This is a genomic window from Kitasatospora sp. NPDC047058, from assembly GCF_040643935.1.
GTDB lineage: Bacteria > Actinomycetota > Actinomycetes > Streptomycetales > Streptomycetaceae > Kitasatospora.
Genome location: NZ_JBEYVJ010000576.1, coordinates 1 through 3,558, shown reverse-complemented (window position 1 = coordinate 3,558; position 3,558 = coordinate 1). Strand labels below are relative to the sequence as shown.

2 protein-coding genes are annotated in these 3,558 nt (G+C 75.9%); both read left to right on the top strand.

Annotated features, from left to right (window positions below):
• Window positions 1-98: 98 nt before the first annotated feature.
• A complete protein-coding gene (locus ABZ885_RS37665; protein WP_360199170.1) occupies window positions 99-1,304 on the top strand; it encodes a hypothetical protein in 1,206 nt (401 codons plus the stop codon).
• Window position 1,305: 1 nt separating this feature from the next.
• On the top strand, window positions 1,306-3,558 hold a 2,253-nt coding region (locus ABZ885_RS37660), incomplete at its 3' end, for a condensation domain-containing protein (RefSeq protein WP_360199168.1).

The window sequence follows — 3,558 nt, the reverse complement described above, 5'->3', positions numbered from 1 at the left end:
CCCGGGTGCGGCGGCGGGTCCGCCGCACCCGGGGCCGCCCGCCGGCGCCCCGCGAGCGCCCCGAGAACGCCTCCGCCTCCCACCAGGAGTGAACGACCATGATGTCCTACCGCACCCGCGTCGAGCTGCGCGCCCCCGTACCGGCCCGACTCGCGTCCGAGATCGAACGGCGCCTGTTCTTCGTCTCGGCCGACATCGACGGGTACGAGCTGGCGCACGACGACGGGCAGGTGCGCGCCGTGGAGCTCCGGTCGTCCCGGCCGGTCGACGCGGCCGCGCTGGCCGACAAGGTCAACCGCATGGTCGACGGCGACGTCCGCCCGCAGCTGGCCACCGCCGCCAAGACCGTATGGACCTCCCCGCACCGCCGCGAGGCGGCGGAGGACACCTTCGAGCGGCTCTCCGCGGCCGGCCTGGTCGACGAGGTCGGCGAGGGCCAGGTGGCGCTCGGCGAACCCCTCCTGGCGCTGCTGGAGTACTTCGACCAGGCCGTCACGATGCTGCTGCGCCAGGACTTCCCGGCGCGCGAGTACCGCTACCCCACCCTGATCAGCACCCGCGCGCTGGAGACCGCGGGCTACTTCTCGTCCTTCCCGCAGCACCTGATGTTCGTCACCCGGCTCCACAACGACCTCGACGTGTACGAGAAGTTCCAGCGCGCCCACGTCGACGGCGGGATCGGCGCGAAGGTCCTCGGCTCCTGCGACAACGTCGACTACTGCCTGCCGCCGACCATGTGCTACCACACCTTCCAGCAATACGGCGGGCGCGAACTGCCCGCCGAGGGCCTGCAGGTGGTGACCGCGCGGGGCAAGTCGTTCCGGTTCGAGGCCGCCTACGCGACGACCCTGGAGCGGCTCTGGGACTTCACCATCCGGGAGATCGTCCTGATGGGCCCGCGCGAGGAGGTGCTGGCCGCCCGCGAGGCCTTCATGCGGAAGGTGTTCGCGTTCGTCGAGGATCTCGGCCTCAGCGGCTTCTGCGAGGTGGGCAACGACCCGTTCTTCTGCGGCACCGACACCTCCGAGCGGATCTGGTCGCAGCGGCTGCTGGAGCTCAAGTACGAACTGCGGCTGGACGTCGCGCCGGGCCGCACCATCGCGGTCGGGTCCTTCAACTTCCACGACGACCTGTTCGGCCGCAACTTCGGGATCCGGCGCGGGGAGCACGGGCCGGTTCACAGCGGCTGCGTCGGCTTCGGCCTGGAGCGGCTCGTCCACGCCTTCCTCTGCCAGTACGGCCCCGAGCCCGCGCACTGGCCCGCCGCCGTGCGGTCCGGCGTGCGGCTCCGGACCGGGTCCTGACATGGGCGGTTCCGTCACCCCGGGCCTGCCGCTCTCCCGGGCCCAGCTCGGCATGTGGTTCGCCGACCAGGACGTCGCCCACGGCGGACGCTGCCAGATCGCCGAGTACTTCGACATCGCCGGGCCGGTCGACCCGGCGGTCTTCGACGCGGCCTGGACCCGGGCCTGGTCGGAGACCGAGGCGCTGCGCGTCGTGCTCACCGACACCCCCGACGGCCCGCGCCAGTCGCCGCGCACCGCCCCCGCCCCCCGGGTCCACGTCCTGGACCTGTCCGCCGCCGCCGACCCCGCGGCCGCCGCCGGCCACTGGATGCGGCAGGACCTGGCCCGGCCGCTGGACGTGACCCGGGACGCGGTGTGCACCGTCGGCCTGCTCCGGCTCTCCGCACGGCGGTTCCTCTGGTACCAGCGCGCCCACCACGTGGCGATCGACGGCTACGGCGCGGCCCTGTTCGCCCGGCGGGTGGCCGACCTCTACACCTGCGAGAGCGCCGGCCTCCCGGCCCCGGCCCCGGACTTCTGCCCGCTGCACGCCCTGCTCGCCGACGACGAGGCCTACCGGGCCTCGCCCGCGTTCGAGGCCGACCGCCGGTACTGGACGCAGCGGCTGGCGGACCGTCCGGCCCCCGCCTCGCTCGGCGACGGCCCGTGGCAGCCCACCGCGCCCGTGCTGCGCAGCACCGCGCGGATCCCGGCCGACCGGGCCGACCGGCTGCGGGCCGGCCTCGGCCGGTCCCTGGCGCCGGCCGTGGTCGCGATCCTCGCCGCGCAGCTGCACCTGGCCACCGGCGCCGAGGACGTGGTCGTCTCGCTGCCGGTGACGGCCCGCCGGGGCGAGCTCGCGCGCCGCACCCCGGGCATGCTGTCCAACGTCGTGCCGATCCGGCTGGAGGTGCGGCCCGGCCGGTCCTTCGCGGAGCTGACCCGGCAGGCGGCCGCGGTCGTCAAGGAGGCCCTGCCGCACCAGCGGTACCGCTTCGAGGACCTGCACCGCGACCTGGGGTTCCGGCGCGGCGCACAGGGCGTGCTCGGGCCGTCGGTGAACGTCATGACCTTCCCGTACGCCTTCGACTTCGGCGGGTATCCCGCAGTGGCCCACAACCTCTCCAACGGTCCGGTCGGCGACCTGGCCGTGGCCGTCACCGGACGCCAGCGGGACCGGGGGCTCGGCGTGCACCTCGACGGGAGCGCCGCCCGCTACGACGCCGACGCGCTCGCCCGCCACCAGGAGGACTTCCTGGCTCTGGTGCGGGCGGCGGCCGAGGACCCGTCGGTCGTCCCCGCGGCGGTGCGCCCCTCCGTCGCCCGTCGCCCCGCGGGCACCGAACCGGCGGACCCGCCCCGGGACACCACCCCGGCCGCGCCCGCAGCCCCCGCCGGCGCCGACCCGGACCGGGCCCTGGACGCCCTGGTCGCCGTGGTGCGCGACGTGCTGGGCGCGGACGCCGGCCCGGACGACTCCTTCTTCGAGCTGGGCGGCGACAGCATCACCGCGATCCAACTGGTCGCCCGGGCCCGGGAGAAGGGCTGGGCCGTCACGCTGAAGCACGTCTTCGCCCGTGAGACCCCGCGCGGGCTCGCCGAGGTCGCCGAGCCGACCGAGCCCACCGGGGGCGGTGACGACGCGTCCGCCGGGTCCGACGCCCCCGGCGCGGTCGCGCCGACCCCGGCCCTGCGCCGGCTGGAGGAGCTCGGCGGCGCCGTCGACGCCTACCACCAGTCGCTGCCGGTGCGCACCCCGGCCGGCCTCTCCCCGGCGGGCCTCGACGCCGTCGTGACCGCGGTGGTCCGCCACCACGACCTGCTGCGCGCACGGCTGGTGGACACCGGCGGATGGCACCTGGAGACCACCCCGGCCGACCGCGTCGACCCGGCCGGCCTGGTGCGGCGCATCGAGCTCCCCGAGGGCGCGGACGACCCGCGGGCCATGGTCGCCGAGCACCTCGAGCCGACCGCCGCCGGACTGGACCCGCGCGCCGGGGTGATGCTCCAGGCCCGCTGGCTCGATACCCCCGGCGAGCGGGGCCTGCTCCTGCTCGCGGTCCACCACCTGGCCGTGGACGGCGCCTCCTGGCACGTCCTGCTGCGCGACCTGGCCCTGGCCTGGGACGCCTGGCGCGAGGGCCGGCCGATCGAACTTCCCCCGGTGCGCACCCCGTTCGCCCGCTGGAGCACGGCGCTGGCGGAGGCGGCGCACGCCCCCGAGCGGGTCGCGGAACTGCCGCACTGGCGCGCCGTGCTCGCCCCGGAGGAC